Below are 16783 nucleotides of genomic sequence, written 5' to 3' on the forward strand. Positions count from 1 at the left end.
GCTTGTCGCCCCGCCGCGCGCTACGCCGCCGCCGGGGCGTGGCGGAAGGTACGCCGGTAGCTGTGCGGCCCGACCCCGGTGACCGTGCGCAGATGCATCCGGAACGAGGCGGCCGTGCCGAAGCCGGCCCGCTCGGCGACCCGCTCCACCGGCAGGTCGGTGGTCTCCAGCAGGTGCCGGGCCAGGTCGACGCGCTGGCTGATCAGCCACGACCCGGGCGTGACACCGGTCTCCTGCCGGAACCGCCGGGTGAACGTGCGGATGCTCATCCGGGCGTGCCCGGCCAGCGCCGCCAGGTTCAGCGGCTCGTCCAGCCGCTGCAGCGCCCACTCCCGGGTCGGCGCCGTCGACGTCTCGGTGTGCTCCGGGACCGGCTGCTCGATGTACTGCGCCTGCCCACCGTCACGCCACGGCGGCACCACGCAGCGCCGGGCGACCGCGTTGGCGATCTCGCTGCCGTGGTCGCGGCGCACGATGTGCAGGCACAGGTCGACGCCCGCGGCTGCGCCGGCCGAGGTCAGCACGTCGCCGTCGTCGACGAACAGCACCGTCGGGTCGACCGCGATCCGCGGGAACAGGCGCTGGAAGTGCTCGGCGCAATACCAGTGGTTGGTGGCCGGCCGGCCGTCGAGGAGCCCGGCCGCAGCCAGCACATACGCCCCCGTGCAGATCGACACCAGGCGGGTGCCCGGCCGGAGGTGCGCGAGCGCGGCCCGGAGCTCGTCGCTGACGGCGCCGTCGGTGAACATCGGCGCCAGCGGCTCCAGCGCGGGCACCACGACGGTGCCGGCGGTGGCCAGGATCTCCGGCCCGTGCTCGACGGTGACGGCGAAGTCGGCGGCGGTGGGCACCGGCCCGGCGCCGAGACCCGCGGTGACCACCTCGTAGAGCGGTGCGCCGGCGCTGTCCACCACGCTGCCGAAGACCCGCTTGGGGATCCCCATCTCGAACGGGTAGACGCCGGGCAGGGCGAGGACGACGACACGATGCATGGCCAGATCTTTGCACATCCCGTCATTCAGGCCACTGTTTCGGTACGCCCGTGCCCGCGACGCTGTTCCCCATGCGCGTCATCACTCAAGATCAGCTGGGCGGTCCCGAGGTTCTCCACGAGAGCACGGCGGACCGTCCGTCCCCCGGTCCCACCGAGATCCTCGTACGGGTCCACGCGGCCGGCCTCAACCCGGTCGACGCCAAGACCCGGGCGCACGGCGGGTTCCTCGGACAGCCGCCGTTCGTCCTCGGCTGGGACGTCTCCGGCGTCGTCGAGCAGGCCGGCGCCGGTGTGACACTGTTCGAACCCGGCGACGAGGTGTTCGGCATGCCGTGGTTCCCGCGTCCGGCCGGCGCCTACGCCGACTATGTCACCGGGCCGGCCCGCCACTTCGCCGCCAAACCCGCCGGCCTCGACCACGTGCGCGCGGCCGGGCTGCCGCTCACCGGCCTCACCGCCTGGCAGGCGCTGGTGGACCGGGCCGAGGTGCGGCCCGGTCAGCGGGTCCTGATCCATGCGGCGGCCGGCGGGGTCGGTCATCTCGCGGTGCAGATCGCCAAGGCCCGGGGAGCGTACGTGATCGGCACCGCCCGGGCGTCCAAGCACGACCTGCTGCGCGACCTCGGCGCGGACGAGGTGATCGACTACACGGCGGTCGACTTCACCGGCGCGATCGACCCGGTCGACGTGGTGATCGACCCGATCGGCGGCGCGGACGGCCCACGCTGCCTGCGGGTCCTGAAGCCCGGCGGCATCCTGGTGTCGCTGAACTCCCCCGCCGAACAGCACCTCGTGGCCCCCGCCGCGGAACTCGGCGTCCGCGCCGGCTTCCTGCTCGTCGAACCGGACCGGGCCGGCCTGCTCGCCCTGGCCGACCTGGTGCGGACCGGCCGGCTGCGGGTCCTCGTCGAGGCGTCGCTGCCGCTGGCGGAGGCCGCGAAGGCCCACGAGCTGAGCGAGACCGGCCGCGTAACCGGCAAGATCGTCCTCACCACCGACGCGGCCTGACCCCCTCCGCCGGGTTGCGGTCACCGCGCCGCTTCCGGCACCGGCCGGGATTCCGGCGACCATCGCGCTGCGGTCACCGCGCCGCTTCCGGCGCCGGCCGGGATTTCGGTGACCATCGCGCTGCGGTCAGCGCGTGGGTTCCGGCGCCGGCGGCCACGAAGACGCCGCCGAGCAGGAGCCAGCCCGGCAGGCCGAAGGCGACGGCGGTCGACGTGACCACCACCGGGGCGACGGCCCGGCCGATGGCGACACCGGCCTGGCTGACGCCCTGGTAGGCGCCGGACGCGGCCGGGTCGGCCCACTCGAACGCCAGCTCCCAGCCGCCGGTCTCGGTGACGATCTCGCCGAGGCTGTGCGCCACGACCGCCGCCACCAGCAGCGCCATCGCGAACCCGGCGCCGCCCGGATATCCGGCCGCCGCGTAGCCCAGGCAGGCCAGCAGGAGCAGGACCGTGCCGAGCAGGACCGCCCGGCCCGCCGACGGCACGCCGGTGACCAGCCGGGTCGACCAGACCTGCAGGGACGACACCAGCGCGGTGTTGAGCAACAGCAGCAGCGCCACTGTCACGTCCGGCGCCGGCGTATGACCGGTCACCCATAGCGGCATCCCCACGGTGAGCAGCAGGAACTGCATGCTCACCACGGCGTGCAGCGCGGTCGCCGTCAGATAGCGACGATCACCGAGCGGCGCCCGGCCGCCCCCCACCGGCCGGTCACCGCCCTCCCCGGCGAGCACGGGCAGAGCCCGCAGGGGCACCAGAGCGACCAGGATGAGTACGGCCGCGAACAGTACCGCTGTCACGTACGCGGGCCGGCTCCCCACCGCCAGCGCCACTGCCGCCACCCCGGAGCCGGCCGCGATGGACACGTTGTCCACCACGCGCAGCCACGCCCGTACGCCGACCCGGTCCGGCCCGGTGAACGCGCGGGCCAGCAGCGCGACGTGAGCGGTCCGCTGCACACTCTCGGCGCCGACCGCCACGCACGCGACCAGCACGAACGTGGCAGCGTCGCGGGTCAGGCAGTACGCCGCGAGCGCCGCGCCCTGTGCCGTGGCCGCGAGCAGCAGCACCCGCCGCGGCCCGAACCGGTCGCAGAGACGCCCGGCCGCGAACGCGGTCACCACTCCCCCGCCCCCGGCGATGGTCAGCCCCACCCCCACGGTCGCCGGACTGATCCCGGCCACGGTGGTGAAGAACAGCGCGCTGACGCTGAACATCACCCCCTTGGCCGTCGAGGTGGCCACGGTGGCCCAGGTCAGAACTCGTTTCACAGGCACGCGCACCAGTTGACCGGGGCGGGCCGTACCCCGCGATTGATGTAGCGTTCTGCTTCATGCCGGTGCGATACAGGCTGGTCGGCCCCGACCTGGCGAGCGTCCGGTTCGCCGTGTCGCCGCTCAACGAGCTGGTGCTGTCCCTGCGCAGCTGGCGTGACCCGGGCCGGTTCCCGGTCCACCTGCCGTGGATCCGCCGTATGCAGCAGGCCCGGCCGGCCCTCGACACCGAGATGCTGCTGGCGCTGATCGACGAGCGGCTGTCCACACCGGATTTCCTGACCCCGCCGCCGCGGTCCCCGCTGACCCGCCTCGACGACGAGCTGGCCGCGATCGCCGCCACCCCACCCGACGTCGTCCACCGCAACCTGCGGCTGCTCTACCACGCCGACGAGCGCATCCCGCCGCCGTGGCGCGAGCCCGGCGCGCTGCCCCGGATGGTCGCCGCCCTGGCCGGATACTGGGACCTCTGCTTCGCCGCCCACTGGCCGCGGATGCGTGCCCTGCTGGAGGCCGACGTCACCTTCCGCGGCCGGGAGATCGCCCAGCACGGCCTGGCCAGGATGTTCGCCGGCCTGTCCGAGCGGGTGACGATGACCGGCGACACCGTCGAGGTCCGCCTGCACTCGGACGTCCACTACACCCGCCCGACCCTGGGTGGCCTGACCCTGGTCCCGACGATGTGGACCCCCGCGGTGGCCGCCCCGATCTCCGCCGGCGAGCCCCCGATGATCATCTACCTGGCGCGTGGCTCGGCGACCCTGTGGGAGCCGGAGCCGCTGCCCGCCCCCGGCGCGCTGGCGGCCCTGCTCGGCGCCCACCGGGCGGGCCTGCTGACCCGCCTGGGCACCCCCGCCTCCTCGACCGAGCTGGCCACCCGTCTGGGCGTCACCACCACCGCGGTGAACCAGCACCTCCGCGCCCTCCGAGCGGCTGGCCTGCTGGTCTCGGCGAGACACGGCCGCTCGGTCCTCTACCGCCGCTCCGAGCTGGGCGACCGCCTCCTGGCCGGGTCCGCACCCGCCTGAGGTCCGGCCCGCCCGAGGTCCGGCCCGCCTGAAGTCCGGCCCGCCTGAAGTCCGGCCCGCCTGAAGTCCGGCCCGCCTGAAGTCCGGCCCGCCTGAAGTCCGGCCCGCCCGAGGTCCGGCCCGCCTGAAGTCCGGCCCGCCTGAAGTCCGGCCCGCCCGAGGTCAGGCCCGCACCGCCGGACAGGCTCCTGACCTGCCTGACGGACGGCCGGACACGGAACCGGCTTCGACCTGCCTGGCGTCCGGCCGGCCGGACGTCAGGCAGGTCACGACGCATCAGGATCCCGTCACGGCAGGGTCCAGCGCTGGTTGTCCCCGGCGAAGCAGTCCCAGATCTGCAGCTTCGTGCCGTCGGCCGAGGACGGCCCGGTGGCGTCCAGGCATTTGCCGAGGGAACGCAGCGTGCCGTCGGTACCCGAGGTCCACTGCTGGGCCGCGGTGCCGTTGCAGTCGTAGATCTGGACCTTCGTGCCGTTGACGCCGGCCGCGGCGTTGACGTCGAGGCACTTGCCGAGGGCGCGGATCGTGCCGTCCGAGCCGACGGTCCAGGTCTGGGCGGTCGAGCCGTTGCATGTCCAGAGCTGCACCTGGGTGCCGTTGGCCGAGGACGCCCCGGGCACGTCGACGCACTTGCCCCCGAAGCCGGTGATCGGGCCCGAGCGGGCCGGGCCGGCGCCCGCGTCGCCCGCGCCGGCCCACACGTAGGTGGCGGTGGTCTTGGCCGGCAGGGTGCTGGTGAACTGCCGGGCGCCGGCGCGCAGCGTGACGGCCTGGTTCGACGCGGTCTGGTTGACGACCACGGTGACCAGGGAGTTGTCGGGGTTCACGAAGGCAACGTTGGTGACCGTGCCGGCCGAGCCGTAACCGGTGGCGACGCGTTTCGCGCCGGCCTGCACGAACTTGGAGAACTGGGCGACCATGTTGAAGTCGGGGGTCTTCCAGAACGTGTCGGGGTTCGACGTGCTCTGCACCAGCATCGTCGGGTCGGGTGAGCCGCTCCAGCGTTCCGGGGAGCGGTTCTGGTCGAGCATCGAGACCCAGCCCTGGTAGAGGGTGGACTGGTTGCGGAAGTACTGGACGATCCGGTCGGCGCCCGCGGTGCCCCAGACGGAGCGTTCGGTCATCAGCACGTCCTTGTCGGGGTACTGCGCCTTGACGGCCGCCATCTCCGACGGGTCGCCGGCGTAGTCGTGGAAGGCGATCCCGTCGACCGAGGAGCGCGCGTCGGCGGTGAGGACCCCTTGGGCGTACGCGAGACCCTCGCTGAAGTTGTGGTCGAACGCCCAGATCTTCGTCGCGCCCAGCCCGTTGGCGGTGAGTTCGGCACGCAGCGCGATCGCGAGCCGCCGTTCCTGGTCGGCGGTGACCCGCATGCCCGGGTAGTCGGCGGGCTCGAACAGCGGCTCGTTCTGCAGGGTCAGGCCGTGGATCGGGATGCCCTGTGCGGCGTACGCCTGGATCGATCGGCGGTAGTAGGCGGCCAGGGTGGGGATGTGCTGGTCGAGCAGGCTGCCGGTGATGAGCGAGTTGCTGCTCTTCATCCAGGCCGGGGCCGACCACGCGCTCGCGAAGATCTTCAGGTTCGGGTTGATCGTCAACGCCTCGCGCAGCGTGGAGATGATCCGGTGGTCGATGTCGCGCTGGATGGAGAAGCGCGACAGCGACGGATCGGCGGCGCCGTCGTCGTAGGTGTAGAAGTCGTGCGAGGTGAAGTCGCTGGTGCCGAAGGTGATCCGGGCGACGTTGAAGCCGGCGCCGGCGCCCGGGTCGACGAGGGTGCGCAGCGCGCTGGTACGGCCGGCCGCGCTCATCCGGGCCAGGTTGAAGATCGTCGACTCCTCCAGGGAGGAGCCGACGCCGAGCACGGTCTGGAACCTCTGATCGGTGTCGACGGTGATGGTGGCGGCGCCGGCGGCAGCGGTGGTGGCGAGGTCGGCCTGCCGGCTGAGCTGGTACGGCGTGCCGGCCAGCCCGGTGGCGGGGCTGGTGTACCAGTTGGCGTTCTTCGGCTCGTAGCCCGCGGTGCGTGACTCGGAGCTGAACCACACCTGCACGCTCGCGGCGGGGGCGGCCTGCGCGGCCTGGGGGACGGCGAGCCCGGCGGTGGCGAGCAGGCCCGCTACCAGGGCGGTGAAACGGGGACGGGTCATGCGGCGGTGGCCTCTCCGCTCAGTCGAAATCGTAAAGAAACTGAACGGAAATCTTTCCCACGCCATCGGGACGAGTCAATGACGCGGGCTCCCCCGGCCGTTGCGGAACCACGGAAACCTGTGAAACACCGCATCGGCCGCGGGCGCCCGGAGCCGGCGGACGCTACACCGGGGCGGACAGGGCGGCGCGCAGGATCGGCTCGGCGCCGGGGGCGGCGTCCAGGGTGTCGAGGGCCAGCAGCGCGGCGCCGGTCACCGGCGGGGTGTCCAGCACGGTGACGTCGGCGAGCGGCGCCTGGGCGCGCAGCCCGCCGACGACCGCGTCGTGCAGTTGCGGGATGCGGGCCTGCAGGACCCCGCCGCCGAGCACCACGGCGTGCGGGGCGGCCAGCAGCCCCAGCCGGGTGGCGGCGGCCCGGTGCTGCGCCAGGATCTCCGACGCCTGACGGCCGACCAGCGCCGACGCCACCTCGTCACCGGCCGCGGCCGCCTCGAACAGCAGCGTGGTGAGTTCCGGGATCCGGTCGCGGGACAGGTCGCCCAGGTGCAGGGCGATGCTCACCTCCTCGACGGTGGGCAGCCCGAAGTGGGCGGCGACCGCTGCCGACAGGGTGGTGGGCCGGCCCCGGCCGTCCTCGCCGCGAGCGGCCTCGCGCAGCGCGTGCTCGGCCAGGTCGTGGCCGCCGCCCCAGTCACCGGAGATCGGGCCGAGGGCGACGAACCGGGCGGTACGGCCGTCGGCGGCCCGCCCCACGCAGTTGGTGCCCGCGCCGCAGACCACCGCGACCGCGTCCGGCGCCGGCGTGCCGGCCCGGAGCAGGGCGAAGCAGTCGTTGTCGACGAGCGCGCGGCGGGCCCAGCGCTGCGCGGTGACCGCCTCGTGCAGACGGGTCACCTCGATCGGCAGGTCGGCCCCGGCCAGGTAGACCGCGACGGCCTCGATCGGCGTGTCGGCGGCCGGCCCCGCCTGGGCCCGGGCCGCGGCGATCAGCCCCCCGAGCACCTCGATCGTGCCGTCCAGGCCGATGTTGTGCGGTGACGACGTGCCGCCGCGGACGGTGGCCAGCACCTTGCCGTCGGTGTCGCCGAGGACCACGTCGGTCTTCGAGTTGCCGCCGTCGACCGCCAGGTACAGGGCGGTCATCGGGCCCACGCGAGGTGGGTACGGCCGGCCGCGATGAGCTTGTCGGTGAGAGCGTCGGCCTGCTCGTGCTGCCCGATCAGCGGGTGGGCGAGCAGCGCCCGGTAGACCCGGTCACGTCCACCTCGCAGGGCCGCGTCGAGCGCCAGTTCCTCGTACCCCCAGGTGTGGGTGATCAACGCGGCCAGATCGGGCGGCAACGCGGTGACCGGAAGCGGCGCCGGCCCGTCGAGGCCCGCCCGGGCCGAGACCTCGATGACGGCGTCGGCCGGCAGGAACGGGAGGGTGCCGTTGTTGCGGATGTTGACCGAGTGCACCGAGGTGTCGTCGAGTCCGGCGAGGGAGGCGAGGAGCCCGACCGCGGCTTCGGAGTAGTAGGCGCCGCCGCGTTCGCCGAGCAGGGCGGGTTTCTCGGTGAGGGTGACGTCCCGGTACATGTCGAGCAGGGTCGCCTCGATCTCGGCGACACGCCGGCCGCGGGTCTTCGCGCCGCGCGATTCACGCACGTGCTTGTCGTGCTGGTAGAAGTAGGACAGGTAGTAGGACGGCACGGCGCCCAGCATCGCCACCACCGCGGCCGGGATGTCCACTTCATCAGCGATCTCGGGCAGGTGATCCGCGAGCAGGCCGGGCAGCCGGTCGACGCCGTCCACCAGCGCCGCCCGCTCCCAGGTCAGATGGTTCAGGCCGATGTGGTCGAGGACCACCGCGGACGGGTCGACGCCCAGGTGACCGGCGAAGCGCCGCTGGAACCCGATCGCCACGTTGCAGAGACCGACCGCCCGGTGCCCGGCGTCCAGCAGCGCCCTGGTGACGATGCCGACCGGGTTGGTGAAGTCGACGATCCACGCGCCCGGCCTGGCCCGGCGGCGGACGCGGTCGGCGACGTCGAGGATCACCGGGACGGTGCGCAGCGCCTTGGCCAGCCCGCCGGCCCCGGTGGTTTCCTGCCCGACGCAGCCGCAGTCGAGCGGGAACGTCTCGTCGGTGATGCGTGCCTGCTGGCCGCCGACGCGCAGCTGGATGACGACGGCGTCGGCGTCGGTGACCCCGGCGTCCAGATCGGACGTCCAGGTGACCCGGCCATGGTGCCCGTAGTGCCGGAGGATCCGGGCGGCGAACGCCCCGACGATCTCCAGCCGGTCGGCGGCCGGGTCGATCAGCACCAGTTCGGAGACGGTCGAGCCGAGCCGGGCGAACCCGTCGACCAGCTCGGGCGTGTAGGTCGATCCGCCTCCGACGACTGCGATTTTCACCCTTTGAATCCCGTCAGCGTGATGCCCTGCACGAACGAGCGCTGGGCGAAGAAGAAGATGATGATCAGTGGGGCCATGGCCAGCACGGTCGCCGCGGTGACCAGGTTCCAGTCGACGTGGTGGACGGTCCGGAACGACGCCAGGCCGAGCGAGAGCGTCCACGACTGTTCGTTCTCGCTGGTGTAGAGCAGCGGGCCGTAGTAGTCGTTCCAGCAGTAGAAGAACTGGAACAGCCCGGCCGCCGCGATGCCGGGGCGGGCCATCGGCAGCACCACCCGCAGCAGGGTCCGCCACTCGCCGCAGCCGTCGACCCGGGCCGCGTCGAGGTACTCGCCCGGGATGGTCAGCAGGAACTGCCGGAGCAGGAAGATGCAGAACGCGTCACCGAACAGCGCCGGGATGATCAGCGGGGCGAGCGAGCCGGTCAGGCCGTAGCGCGCCCACATCAGGTACAGCGGGACGGTCACCACCTGCGGCGGCAGCATCATCACGCAGATCACCACGAGGAACATCAGGTTGCGGCCACGGAACCGCAACTTCGCGAGGGCGTACGCCGCGGGCACGCTCGACACGAGGGTGAGGACGGTGGCGGTCACCGCGTACAGCACGGTGTTGAGCAGGTAGTGCGGCAGCGGGGTGGCCCGGAAGACCCGGAGGTAGTTCTCCGGGTGCCAGGTGTTGGGCCAGTAGTCGCTGGTGAGCGCCTGATCGCTGGTCATCAGCGAGAGCAGGACGAGATAGACGACCGGCGTGACGAACATGATCGCCAGCGCGATGGCGATGCTGTGCCGCGCGATCCAGGCGAGCCGGTTCTGCCGTTTGACGGCCCGGGTGGCGGGCGCCGACGCCACCGGCCGTTCGAGCGTGACCGTCACGATTCCTCCCCGGAGAAGGCCTTGGCACGGCGCAGCAGGATCACCGTGACCGCGAGCGCCACCACGAAGAGCACGATGGCGAGGGCGTTGGCGTAGCCGAGCGCGCTGTACCGGAAGCCGACCGTGTAGAGCCACAGCGGATACGTGAACGTGGAGCCCTCCGGGTAGCCGAAGGACTGGGAGATCCCGGCGCCGACGGTGGCCTGGCCGCCGGCGATCGAGCCGGCCACCGCGGCCTGGTCGAAGTACTGCAGCGTGTAGATGACGCCGGTGACCGCGGCGAAGAGGATCACCGGGCGGATCGTCGGCAGGGTGATCGACCGGAACCTGTGCCAGGCGTTCGCGCCGTCCAGCGACGCGGCCTCGTACAGGCTCTCCGGGACGCCGAGCACCGCCGCCAGGAAGATGATCATCAGGTCGCCGATCGCCCACAGCCCGAGCAGCACCAGCGACGGTTTGGCCCAGGCCGGCGAGTTGAACCAGAGCGGCCCGTCGATGCCGATCATCTCGAGGACGTGGTTGACCGGTCCGGTGCCCGGCTTGAGCAGGTAGACGAACGCGATGGTGGCGGCCACCGGCGGCACCAGGGCGGGCAGGTAGAAGATCGTCCGGAAGAACCCGGCGCCCCGCTTGAGCTGCACGAGCAGCATCGACAGGCCGATCGCGCCGAGGATGCGGACCGGCACGAAGACCACCACCATCCACAGCGTGTTGCGCACCGCCTGGAGCAGGAAGGGGTCCTCGGCCATCCGCCGATAATTCTCCGGACCCACCCATCGGGGTACGGAGAGCAGGTCGAACTCGGTGAACGAGAAGTAGATCGCCGAGATCAGTGGGTAGACGAAGAAGATCGCGATGCCGAGGAGCGCGGGCGCGACGAACGAGAACGTCGTCGCGCCCCGGCGCAGGGAGGTGCCGGTCACCTGGTCAGCCGCCCAGCGACATGACGCTGTTGATCTGCTTGTCCGCCTCGGCCAGCCCCTGGTTCAGGTCGGCCACCTTGCCCGACTGGTAGCCGGTCAGGAACTGCCCGAAGGTCTCCTGGTAGGCCGGACCGGACTTCGACGGCGGCGAGGTCATCGAGTTCGGGTTGTTGAAGATGTCGATGAAAGCCTTGAAGTTCTGGTCGGCGTTGAGCCCCGGGTCGGCGATCGCGGTGGTCGTGGTCGGCACGTTCTTCAGCAGGCCGGCCAGTTTGACGACCGCCTTGTCGTCGGTGGTCAGGTACTTGATCAGCTCCCAGGCGGCCTCGGGGTTCCTGGCGTTCTTGCTGATGCCGACGATGTTGCCGGTCACGTAGCCGCCGCCGTAGCGGGCCGGGTCGGTGGTCGGGATCGGCGCCACCCCGTACTTCAGATCGGGGCTCTGGTCGGAGAGGAACGCGAGACGGTACTCGGCGTCGATGTTGATCGCGACCTGGCCCTTCTGGAAGGCGTTGTCGGCGCTGAACTCGTCACCGAGACTCGCCTTGAACTTGGTCAGCGCGTCGTAGCCGTACCAGTCGACGAGGTTCTTCTGCCAGGTCAGCAGGGTCTTCCAGCCGGGGTCGGCGCCGACCGCGCTCTTTCCGTCGGCGGTCAGCCACTTGGCGCCGGTGGCCGGGGCGAGGTGGGCCGCCGCGTTCTCGTAGAAGTCGTAGAGCGGCAGGAACCCGACGGTCTTCAGCGAGCCGTCCGGGTTGCGGACGGTGAGCTTCTTGGCGTACTCGGTCAGCTCGTCGAGGGTCTTCGGCGGTGTGGTCAGGCCGGCTTTCGCGAACAGGTCCTTGTTGTAGTACATGCCGTACGCGTCGGCGAGGAACGGCATGGCGCACCGCTTGCCGCCGAACTCGGTGTACGACCGGGTGGTCGCGTTGAGCTTGTCGAGGTCCAGCTTGTCGCGGGCGATGTACGGGTTGAGGTCCACCCACGCGCCCGACGAACAGAACTTGCCGACGATGTCGGTCGAGTAGGACAGCCCGATGTCCGGCCCGTTCCCGGCCCCGATCGCCTGGGTGACCTTGGAGTCGTCCTGTCCCGGCTTGACGGTGACCTTGATGTTCGGGTGGCCGGCCGAGAAGTCCTTGAGCACGTCGTCGATGGCCGCGGCCTCGCGCTCGGTGAAGAAGTGCCAGAGTTCGACTGTTCCGGAGACGGCGGTCCCGGGGTCGGCGATCTTGTTCTCCTTCGGTGCGGGCGTGCAACCCGCGACCAGTAGACCAGCACTTACCAGGGCAAAAAGGGCACGGGGTATCCGTTTGTTCACTGTTCCGGCCTTTCACATGGGGACTAGCTGTCCCGAACGGCGGTGATCAAGGCTTGCCGGACCGCGGCGAGACCGGCGTCGAGAGCGCCGACCAGCACCGCGTCGTCTTCGATGGTGGTGACGGCGAACGAACTCTCCAGCGGGGCGGCCCGCCGGAACGCGTGGTTCACCGCGGTGAGCAGGGTGTCGCCGCCGGCCTGGGCGATCGGGCCGGCGAGCACCACGAGGTAGGGGTCGAGAATGGCGGTGACCGCGGCCAGGCCGACCACGATCCGGTCGGCGAGGGTGTCGACGAAGTCCTCGGCTCCGGACGCGGCAGCCGCGGCGACCACCTCGGCCGGGGTGCCTCCGGTGACGCCGTTGTCCCGGGCCAGCTCCATGATCGCGGCGCCGCCGAAGAGGTCCTGGAGGTCGAGCTTGCGGTGCGGGGAGTCGGGTGAGTAGAGCGGCACGTACCCGATCTCGCCGGCGCCCCCGCGGGTGCCGCGCAGCAGCGTGCCGTTGATGTCGATGGCCAGACCGAGGCCGTCCTGGCCGATCCAGAGCAGCGCGAAGTTCTCCGCGTCCCGGCCCGCGCCGCGCCGCCGCTCGGCCACCGCGGCCAGGTTCACGTCGTTGTCCACGCCGACCTCGGTGCCGAGCGCGGCGGCGATCGCGGACCGCAGGCCGGGCCGGTCGAAGCCGGGCACGTCGACCAGGCGGATCGTGTCGGTGCGCGGGTCGTAGGAGCCCGGCACTCCGAGCTGCACGTGCCGGATCAGCCCGGCCTCCACGCCGGCCTGCTCGCGCAGCCGGCCGGCCAGCTCGGCGATCACGGCCACCGGGTCGGCGCCGAGGAAGTCGACACGCGACTCGAACCGGGACCGGACCGCACCGGTGAGATCGCAGAGCGCGGCCACCACCGACGGGGTGCCGCTGGTCCCGACGTCACGCACCGAGACGGCGACGGCGTAGGCCGCGTCCGGGTTGGCCGCATAGATCTCGGCGTTCGGTCCCGGCCGGCCGCTGGCGTGCCCGACGACGTCGACCAGCCCGGCCTCGGTCAGGCGGCGCAGCACCTCGGAGATCGTCGGCGTGGACAGCGCGGTGAGCTTGCGGAGGTCGGCCCGGGTGAGGTTGCCCGGTTCGAGAAGCAGCTCCAGGGCCGCGCTCTCGTTCATGGCCCGCAGCAGTTTGGACGAGCCGGCCAGCCGCGCCATCGGACCTCCGGTAATAGGCAAAGTGTTTAACAGTTGCCTCATCCTGTGCCACGGCATTGTCTGCGTCAAGCCCCATCAGCAAACATTGATAAAGCTACTTAACAGTCGTAGAGTCCGTCCCCAACGCGCGCGCCACCCCTCGTTCCCCCTCTCACAGGAGCGCCATGATTCGCGTAAGGACAGTCGCCTACGCCGCATCGGGCCTGGTCATCGCCGGTACGGCGATCATCGTCGGGCTGCTTCCGGCCAGTGCCGCGACAGCCGGTCCGATCAAGGGCCTCGGCGGCAAGTGCATCGACGTCGCCGGTGCGGCGACCGCCAACGGCACCGCCGTCCAGCTCTACGACTGCAACAACAGCGCCGCACAGCAGTGGACCGTCGGCAACTCCGACCAAACACTGCGGGCGCTCGGCAAATGCCTCGACGTCACGGCCGCGTCGACCGCCGACGGCGCCAAGATCCAGCTGTACGACTGCAACGCCACCGGCGCCCAGAAGTGGACCGCCAGCAACGGCACCCTGGTGAACACCGGCTCCGGCAAGTGCCTCGACGCGACCGGCAACAGCAGCGCCAACGGCACCCGGCTGCAGATCTGGACCTGTTCCACCACGGCCAACCAGCAGTGGACCCTGCCCGGCGGCACGACCACCCCCACCACCACGCCCCCGGCCGGCGGCAAGAACCTCGACGATCCGGCGAAGAAGGACGTCGCCATGCAGATCGTCTCGGCGGCCGAGAACTCGTCGCTGAACTGGCGGGCCCAGTTCTCCTACATCGAGGACATCAACGACGGGCGCGGCTACACCGCCGGCATCATCGGGTTCTGCTCGGGCACCGGCGACATGCTGGAGCTGGTCGAGGCGTACACCGCCACCAAACCGTCGAACGTGCTGGCCAAGTACCTTCCGGCGCTACGCAGCGTCAACGGCACCTCCTCGCACTCCGGCCTCGACCCCAACTTCACCAAGGACTGGAAGACCGCGGCCGCCGACCCGGTGTTCCAGGCCGCGCAGGAGTCCGAGCGCGACCGGGTCTACTTCAACCCGTCGGTCCGCGACGGCAAATCCGACGGGGTACGGGCACTCGGGCAGTTCGCCTACTACGACGCGTCGGTGGTGCACGGCTACGAGGGCATGCGCTCCATCCGTACCCGGGCGCTGAAGAAGGCGAAGCCGCCCGCGCAGGGCGGTGACGAGCGCACCTGGCTCAACGCGTTCCTGGACGAGCGGGTCGTCGAGATGAAGAAGGAGGAGGCCCACTCCGACGTCACCCGGATCGACACGGCCCAGCGCGTCTTCCTCAACAACGGCAACTTCGATCTGAACACGCCGCTGGACTTCAGCGTCTACGGCGACCCGTTCCACATCGGCTGAGCCCGCGCCGGGGCCCTGACCCCCTCGGGGCCCCGGCGTGTCCCGTACCCCCTCCGTTCCTGAAAGGCCCCCATGCGTCGACTCGCCCGAGCCGGAACCGCCTCCGGTCTCGCCGTGCTGCTCCTCGCGGCCACGGCCGCCCCGGCCTTCGCCGACCCGCCCCACAACCTCCCGCAGAACGCCGGCGGGTACGAGCAGTCGTTCTCCCCCGCGTTCGACTACGACGGCGACGGCTGCTACGCCACGGCCGCCATCGGCCCGGACGGCACCCTCGCGCCCGGCCTGAAGACCACCGGCGCGGTCAACGGCAGTTGCCGGGACCAGTCCGATCTCGACAACTCCCAGACGTACGCCCGATCGAAGTGCAACAACGGCTGGTGCGCGATCGTCTACGCCGGCTACTTCGAGAAGGACCAGGCCGTCGCCGGCAGCGGGCTCGGCGGCCACCGGCACGACTGGGAACACGTCATCTCGTGGGTGAACCAGGCTGGCAACCAGGTCGAATACGTCAGCACCACCCAGCACAGCTCGCAGAAGACGTACCCCCGCTCGCAGGTCCGCTTCGACGGCAGCCACCCGAAGGTCGTCTACCACAAGGACGGCCTGTCCACGCACTTCTTCCGGCTCGCCAACGGCAACGACGAGCCGCCGGAGAACCACTACCACGACTGGCGCTACCCGCCGCTCGTCGACTGGAACGGCTGGCCCAGCACCGGCCTGCGCGACCGCCTGATGACAGCCGACTTCGGCGCGGCCACCATCAAGATCAAGGACGGGTCGTTCGAGTACCTGCTGAACGCCGCCAAGCCCGCCGGCATCCCGTTCGACCCGTACGCCTGACGCTTCTCAGCCGTGCCCACCGGGCGGGCCCGTCTCGGCGGAGCGCCGCCCGGTGTAGCGCCGGTAGATCCACTTCCCGAGCCGGAAGACGAGGTAGGCGGGCACGGCCACGACCGCCAGCGCCACGTCGAGCAGCTTCTTCAGGATCGGGTCGACGACCCGGTCCACGGCCCGGCTGATCCGGTCCTCGATCGCGCTGAAGAGCAGCACGAACGGCAGGAGGACCAGGTAGAGCCCGCAGGTCACCGCACCCGCGATGAGGTGGACGTAGAGGGGGACGCCGGCGATCTCCTGCTCGAGGAACGAGGGCTCCGGCTCACGCGGCTGAAAGGGATGCACAGCATCACGGTAAAGACCCCTGCCAATATCCGGGCTCACGTGCCGGAACGTAGAGCCGTGGCCAGCCAGCGAAGCTCCGCGGTGGCGTCCGGCGCGCTGCGCTGCCCGCGCACCCGCGCGACGAGCAGGCGATACCGCTCCGCGCCCGCGTCGATCCCGGCCTCCAGTGATCGCAGCACCGCCGCCCGGTCGGCGTCGCCGAACATCTCGGCGACCAGCGCGTGCGCGGCCGGGCTCCCGGGATCGACCCCGTCGCGCCGGGCGCCCGCCACGGTCCCGACGATCTGCCGGGCCCACCAGATGCGCGCGCCCGGCGGCACGGCACCTCCCGGTCCCGGCATGGTCCCTTCCAGGAAGACACGCATCCCGGTACGGAACTCCGGGTCCCGCACCAGCTCGGCCAGCTCCACCCAGGCGTCCACCTGGTCCGGCGACGGATCGTCGGGCAACTCGATGCGCAGCTCCCGCAGCCGCTCCCGCTGACTCTCCTCGATGTCGAGACCCCCGAACACCTCCGCCTTGAACTCGTCGATGATCTGCGCCCGCTCAGCGGCGGAGAGCCGCGCCAACCGGTTCATGAAAGCTGTCTCCTCCACGCTCGAACCCCGTTTCGCCACGGTGGACAACACGGCCCGGCTGACCTTGAGCGACCGGATCCGCGCGTCGAGCGCCACCACGTGCGCCGCGGCGACCTCGGCCACCGTCGCCGACCCGTCGAGCACCCGCCCCACGTCGCCGAGCGTCAGCCCCAGCTCCCGCAGCGTCCGAACCAGCTCGACCCGCGCCACCCCGGCCGCGTCGTAGAGCCGATACCCGCCCGCCGACCGTCCCGCCGCCGGCACCACCCCCTCGTCCGCCCAGAAACGCAGGGTGCGCACCGACATCCCGGTACGCCCCGCAAGCTGACCGATGGTGATCAGGTCGCTCTCGCCGTCCATGACAGAGATCCTCGACCTTCCAGCCACTGGAGGGTCAAGCCCGCCCGCGAGGGTGTTCCGGGCGAGGCCGATCCGGCGCCGGCAGGCTCGTCGACGACCAGCGCGAGCAACCGCCCGAGCCG

General features: G+C 71.4%; 15 protein-coding genes. 4 read left to right on the forward strand and 11 right to left on the reverse strand.

The window, feature by feature from the left end:
- Positions 1–20: 20 nt before the first annotated feature.
- The gene (locus tag BM290_RS07765) at positions 21–992 is read right to left on the reverse strand and encodes a GlxA family transcriptional regulator (protein ID WP_093612397.1); all 972 of its coding nucleotides are present in this window, start codon (positions 990–992) and stop codon (positions 21–23) included.
- A gap of 71 nt (positions 993–1063) precedes the next feature.
- On the opposite strand from BM290_RS07765, the gene BM290_RS07770 reads away from it, so the two are divergent.
- Positions 1064–2002: an NADP-dependent oxidoreductase gene (locus BM290_RS07770; protein WP_093611523.1), complete on the forward strand. Its 939-nt coding sequence runs from the start codon at positions 1064–1066 to the stop codon at positions 2000–2002.
- Between the two features lie 73 nt (positions 2003–2075).
- On the opposite strand, the gene BM290_RS07775 is transcribed toward BM290_RS07770, so the two are convergent.
- Complete coding sequence (locus tag BM290_RS07775; RefSeq protein ID WP_244903889.1) at positions 2076–3275, reverse strand: MFS transporter; 1200 nt, start codon at positions 3273–3275, stop codon at positions 2076–2078.
- 62 nt (positions 3276–3337) lie between these two features.
- Here BM290_RS07775 and BM290_RS07780 point away from each other — a divergent pair, with 62 nt between their 5' ends.
- Positions 3338–4306: an ArsR/SmtB family transcription factor gene (locus tag BM290_RS07780; RefSeq protein ID WP_093611525.1), complete on the forward strand. Its 969-nt coding sequence runs from the start codon at positions 3338–3340 to the stop codon at positions 4304–4306.
- A gap of 287 nt (positions 4307–4593) precedes the next feature.
- Here BM290_RS07780 and BM290_RS07785 read toward each other — a convergent pair whose 3' ends face one another.
- From BM290_RS07785 to BM290_RS07815, 7 genes are all read right to left on the reverse strand, one after another.
- On the reverse strand, positions 4594–6456 hold the full coding sequence (locus BM290_RS07785; RefSeq protein WP_093611527.1) for a ricin-type beta-trefoil lectin domain protein: 1863 nt from the start codon (positions 6454–6456) through the stop codon (positions 4594–4596).
- A 163-nt stretch (positions 6457–6619) separates the two neighbouring features.
- Positions 6620–7600, reverse strand: coding sequence for an N-acetylglucosamine kinase (locus tag BM290_RS07790; RefSeq protein ID WP_093612401.1), 981 nt, complete (start codon positions 7598–7600; stop codon positions 6620–6622).
- The gene (locus tag BM290_RS07795) at positions 7597–8853 is read right to left on the reverse strand and encodes a family 4 glycosyl hydrolase (RefSeq protein WP_093611529.1); all 1257 of its coding nucleotides are present in this window, start codon (positions 8851–8853) and stop codon (positions 7597–7599) included. The genes BM290_RS07790 and BM290_RS07795 overlap by 4 nt, the downstream gene beginning before the upstream one ends.
- Positions 8850–9728, reverse strand: coding sequence for a carbohydrate ABC transporter permease (locus BM290_RS07800; protein WP_093611531.1), 879 nt, complete (start codon positions 9726–9728; stop codon positions 8850–8852). The genes BM290_RS07795 and BM290_RS07800 overlap by 4 nt, the downstream gene beginning before the upstream one ends.
- The gene (locus BM290_RS07805) at positions 9725–10651 is read right to left on the reverse strand and encodes a carbohydrate ABC transporter permease (RefSeq protein WP_093611533.1); all 927 of its coding nucleotides are present in this window, start codon (positions 10649–10651) and stop codon (positions 9725–9727) included. The genes BM290_RS07800 and BM290_RS07805 overlap by 4 nt, the downstream gene beginning before the upstream one ends.
- Positions 10652–10655: 4 nt before the next feature.
- Complete coding sequence (locus BM290_RS07810; protein WP_093611535.1) at positions 10656–11972, reverse strand: ABC transporter substrate-binding protein; 1317 nt, start codon at positions 11970–11972, stop codon at positions 10656–10658.
- Between the two features lie 23 nt (positions 11973–11995).
- Entirely contained in the window at positions 11996–13171 is a 1176-nt protein-coding gene (locus tag BM290_RS07815; protein WP_093611537.1) for an ROK family transcriptional regulator, read from the reverse strand.
- 164 nt (positions 13172–13335) lie between these two features.
- Here BM290_RS07815 and BM290_RS50580 point away from each other — a divergent pair, with 164 nt between their 5' ends.
- On the forward strand, positions 13336–14544 hold the full coding sequence (locus BM290_RS50580; protein ID WP_093611539.1) for a chitosanase: 1209 nt from the start codon (positions 13336–13338) through the stop codon (positions 14542–14544).
- A gap of 72 nt (positions 14545–14616) precedes the next feature.
- A complete protein-coding gene (locus BM290_RS07825) occupies positions 14617–15384 on the forward strand; it encodes an NPP1 family protein (RefSeq protein WP_093611541.1) in 768 nt (255 codons plus the stop codon).
- A 6-nt stretch (positions 15385–15390) separates the two neighbouring features.
- On the opposite strand, the gene BM290_RS07830 is transcribed toward BM290_RS07825, so the two are convergent.
- Positions 15391–15723 carry a hypothetical protein gene (locus BM290_RS07830; protein ID WP_093611543.1) on the reverse strand — a complete coding sequence of 111 codons (333 nt, stop codon included), beginning with the start codon at positions 15721–15723 and terminating at the stop codon, positions 15391–15393.
- 35 nt (positions 15724–15758) lie between these two features.
- Positions 15759–16661 (reverse strand): helix-turn-helix domain-containing protein, encoded by a 903-nt coding sequence (locus tag BM290_RS07835; protein WP_093611545.1) that lies wholly within the window; start codon positions 16659–16661, stop codon positions 15759–15761.
- Positions 16662–16783 lie beyond the last annotated feature (122 nt).

The sequence above is a fragment of the Actinoplanes philippinensis genome, assembly GCF_900113015.1.
GTDB classification, from domain to species: Bacteria; Actinomycetota; Actinomycetes; order Mycobacteriales; family Micromonosporaceae; genus Actinoplanes; species Actinoplanes philippinensis.

Bases quoted from the DNA above. Each gene is read 5' to 3' on its own strand.
- BM290_RS07815 (WP_093611537.1), bottom strand. From the start codon at position 13,171: ATGGCGCGGCTGGCCGGCTCGTCCAAACTGCTGCGGGCCATGAACGAG.
- BM290_RS50580 (WP_093611539.1), top strand. From the start codon at position 13,336: ATGATTCGCGTAAGGACAGTCGCCTACGCCGCATCGGGCCTGGTCATC.
- BM290_RS07835 (WP_093611545.1), bottom strand. From the start codon at position 16,661: ATGGACGGCGAGAGCGACCTGATCACCATCGGTCAGCTTGCGGGGCGT.
- BM290_RS07770 (WP_093611523.1), top strand. From the start codon at position 1,064: ATGCGCGTCATCACTCAAGATCAGCTGGGCGGTCCCGAGGTTCTCCAC.
- BM290_RS07780 (WP_093611525.1), top strand. From the start codon at position 3,338: ATGCCGGTGCGATACAGGCTGGTCGGCCCCGACCTGGCGAGCGTCCGG.
- BM290_RS07785 (WP_093611527.1), bottom strand. From the start codon at position 6,456: ATGACCCGTCCCCGTTTCACCGCCCTGGTAGCGGGCCTGCTCGCCACC.
- BM290_RS07825 (WP_093611541.1), top strand. From the start codon at position 14,617: ATGCGTCGACTCGCCCGAGCCGGAACCGCCTCCGGTCTCGCCGTGCTG.
- BM290_RS07790 (WP_093612401.1), bottom strand. From the start codon at position 7,600: ATGACCGCCCTGTACCTGGCGGTCGACGGCGGCAACTCGAAGACCGAC.
- BM290_RS07765 (WP_093612397.1), bottom strand. From the start codon at position 992: ATGCATCGTGTCGTCGTCCTCGCCCTGCCCGGCGTCTACCCGTTCGAG.